The sequence below is a fragment of the Acinetobacter sp. C15 genome, from assembly GCF_013420645.1.
GTDB lineage: Bacteria > Pseudomonadota > Gammaproteobacteria > Pseudomonadales > Moraxellaceae > Acinetobacter > Acinetobacter indicus.
Window position 1 is genome coordinate 1 of sequence record NZ_VOXR01000090.1, and the last position, 3377, is coordinate 3377.

The following is a 3377-nucleotide window of genomic DNA, read 5'->3' on the forward strand; positions in this document are numbered from 1 at the left end:
TGTACACAGTGCACTGGGTTATGTATCACCTTTTGAGTTTGAAGCAATGTACTATGATAAGATTAACCCGTTAGGTCAGGTGGCCTAACTTAAATAAAAAAGTCTCCGACAAACCCGGTACGGTTCATCGGATGTCTTTTTAGGATCTACTGTAATCATTGACAAGGAAGCTATCATTCGAGAGTAAGAATCAACGGTTTTTAAATATGTGTTTCTTCTTATCTCATCAATTGAGGTCTTTCTTTGTATATGTTTTGCCGTATACCATGAAACTACCAAACCGACTATAAGGCCTAGTGCGGCTATACTTGCTGCAAATATCGTTGCATCAGCTTGTATATTCGCGGCTTGTATGGTTTCAGAAACTATTTGAATTTTTTGGTTCATGCTATTTTCTTAAGTATTTTACAATTTCATTTAGAGAAAATATTAACTGATCTATTGAGATTCAGTACAACTTAATTCTGAATTTTCGGAGTCCATAAAAAGGGATGGGCCTGCATGGTGATTCTGAGTTTTTAGAGTCATTCAGTTAAGATAATTATTTCACGTGGAGAATTTTCAACTGAGTCTCTAGTTCATAAATTTTTTGACGGCATTCAAACTTATTCTGAGAGCACTCTTCTAATCTCTCCATATAATGCCTTAGTACTGGATCGGAAGATTCACCTTTATAAGATTGTTGTTGAGCGAGCTGTGTATAAGTCACTTCTTGCGAATAGTATGGCCATAAGTCACTTAAATACAGCTCAATTTTAAGAAGGATGTTAATATAACTTTCTGATTCCTTGTCAAGGCCTCTTAGTAGTTCAATATTTCGCTTAAAATCTAAAAGAAGCCCATAAAATTCAGCCTGATTTTTAAAAAAAATAGATATATCATCATAATCAGTACCCAAACTAAGATATCCCTTAATTTGCATTATCTGTTTTTTGATCTCCTCACTGGTTCTTTCATTTTTAATTGCTGCATGTTGTTCTCTCCAATCAGTAAAAAGAACGAAAGCAGCAACTGGTGCAAGGAGTGCAGCAACTAAGGTTAAAGCATCCTTTATAACGTCGTATGCAACAGATCGATTAAAGTCATAATCGTAAATGGGGTAATTGCTTTTCAGAAAGAAGGCTATAACCAGATACCAGAACACTCCACCAAAAGTCCAGAAACCAACCAATTTTATCTTTTCTTCTAAATTTTTTTTAACCATAAATCCCCCTAAATTTGGAATAATACTAGCTGAGATAGTAAGAATTCACTACTACGCCATAGACTGTCTCTTGAACTTTAATTTTCCATATTTAGCCATATATCTTAAATGTAAGGCTATGTATAATGCCTTGCCTTTCGCTGATAGTTGTTGTAGTTCTTAGACAACAATTATAAATCGTAATAGCCAGTTAGGCTCAGTGTGGACTGTTTTTCCGCATTTATTCATAGGAGGTACAGCATGGCTCATACTGCACTTCAAGTTGCTAACAAAATCATTGCTAAAGGTAATGAATTAGGTAAGCAATACACTCCAATGCAGTTAATTAAACTGACTTATATTGCTCATGGCTGGATGCTTGGCTTATTTGACCGCTCATTATTTGAAGATAAGGTAGAAGCATGGAAATTTGGCCCTGTTATCCCTGAGCTTTATCATAGTATTAAGTCATATCGTAATAGCCCTATAACAGCTCCAATTCCAGATGTAGCAAATTCTAATTTTGAACAAGATGAACTTAGAGTTATAGATTATGTATTAAAAGCATATGAGCAATTTGATGGAGTGGATTTATCTCAAATTACTCATGCTAAGGGCACACCGTGGGATCAAACCTATCCGCACGGTGAGGGAAGTTGGCATAATTTTGCTATTCCAAATACATTAATTCAAAACCATTATAAAAAGTTGTATGTAGATAAGGTCGGCAAAAATGCCTGAATCATTTTCAGATTTTTTAAGTAATCCGACTCCACTCGAAGTTCCACCGCCAGATAATTCTGACTGCCTTGGAGTGGAGGAGGAAAATGCTTTTAAAAATGGAGATTATGATGATTATCAAAAACGTTATATTGAAATTGTACTAGATAATCTTGAAAAAGAAGCCGAACTTCGAAAAAGGGAGTTTAAAAAGCTATCCTACATTGCAATTGGATGGACGCTTACGATTATTCTAATTACGATTGTACAAGGATTTGGTGGATTTCCAGTTCAATGGTTTACGGGAACTTTTTCATATTTAAAATTTAATCTAAGCAATCAGGCCTATATTGCATTAGTTACCACTACAACAGCTACAATTTTAGGCTTATATACAATTGCTGCATATTGGCTCTATCGCAAGGATGCTTTAACTTTCGATTTTTTAAAAAAGACTAATAAAGAAAACAGCATTGACCAGTAATATTTAGTTTAAATCGGATGAATACATTCTAATGAAAGGACTCTTATCAATCATATGGTGGAACACTAGTCTTTCCCCTCCTATGAGCTCAAAAAGGAATTTAGCTTCACAGGATAAAAAAGAAGGTATTGCAACAATTTTGCAAAAATTCATGGATATGAAATATGACTTTATCTGCTTAGGCGAAGTTAGTATGGAAGATATTATTCATATATCTAGTTTCTTAAATTTAAAAAAAACTGAATATAATTATGCTATTGGTGCACAGAAACAAGGACGCTTGTATTTTGACACTGCTATTTTATATAAGAAAAATCATCAATTGATTAAGCACGATAGAGATGATTGCCAGTTTGCAACAATGGGGCTTGGTAGCCGTAATTTAAAAATTTTTGAAAGGTATGAATTTATACATTCAGAATTTGGTAATTTGCTATCGTTATATTTGTCGCATTGGCCGAGCCAATTGCAAGATAATAGTTTAAATACAGCTACAATTTCATCACGTTTAAGGTTTGAAGTTGAAAAAGATCTTGAGAGTCATAAAGAAGTCATCATGATGGGTGACTACAATGTTGAGCCTTTTAGCGATGAGATGGTTCATCACCTACAATCATCAAGGGACAGAGATATAGTCTTAAAAAAACCTAATATCTTTTATAATCCATGTTGGAAATTTTTACCTTTGAGTACAGAAGCGAAAGTTAAAGGTACTTATAATTATATTAATGGCAACTTTCACACCTGGTGTGTAATAGACCAAATCTTAATCTCAAGTCCCTTTTTAAAAAATCAGTGGGCATTTGATGACAACTTAACGTCTATAATTGATATAGATTCATTATTTAAAGCTAATGAAGAGTTTAGAGATGGATCCGTAAATTTGAACAACTCCTATAAGTGATATTCTGCTCCTCAAATGATGTTATAAACATCAATATATGGAGTATTTTATGGCACGTAGACCAAGAAGAAATCATTCAAATGATT

The 3377-nt window shown here is 33.8% G+C and carries 5 protein-coding genes; 3 read left to right on the forward strand and 2 right to left on the reverse strand.

The window, feature by feature from the left end:
- Positions 1-84 precede the first annotated feature (84 nt).
- Together FTT63_RS15020 and FTT63_RS15855 are read right to left on the reverse strand one after the other, a co-directional pair.
- Positions 85-387 (reverse strand): hypothetical protein, encoded by a 303-nt coding sequence (locus FTT63_RS15020; protein WP_180192456.1) that lies wholly within the window; start codon positions 385-387, stop codon positions 85-87.
- Positions 388-541: 154 nt separating this feature from the next.
- Positions 542-1204, reverse strand: a complete 663-nt coding sequence (locus FTT63_RS15855; RefSeq protein ID WP_227554662.1) for a hypothetical protein — start codon at positions 1202-1204, stop codon at positions 542-544.
- 240 nt (positions 1205-1444) lie between these two features.
- Between FTT63_RS15855 and FTT63_RS15030 the strand changes: the two genes are divergently transcribed.
- The 3 genes from FTT63_RS15030 to FTT63_RS15040 are packed head-to-tail and all read left to right on the forward strand — an operon-like array spanning position 1445 to position 3291.
- Positions 1445-1924, forward strand: coding sequence for a Panacea domain-containing protein (locus FTT63_RS15030; protein ID WP_180192457.1), 480 nt, complete (start codon positions 1445-1447; stop codon positions 1922-1924).
- The gene (locus tag FTT63_RS15035; RefSeq protein WP_180192458.1) at positions 1917-2387 is read left to right on the forward strand and encodes a hypothetical protein; all 471 of its coding nucleotides are present in this window, start codon (positions 1917-1919) and stop codon (positions 2385-2387) included. The genes FTT63_RS15030 and FTT63_RS15035 overlap by 8 nt, the downstream gene beginning before the upstream one ends.
- A gap of 31 nt (positions 2388-2418) precedes the next feature.
- Entirely contained in the window at positions 2419-3291 is an 873-nt protein-coding gene (locus tag FTT63_RS15040; RefSeq protein WP_180192459.1) for an endonuclease/exonuclease/phosphatase family protein, read from the forward strand.
- The last annotated feature ends 86 nt before the right edge of the window (positions 3292-3377 follow it).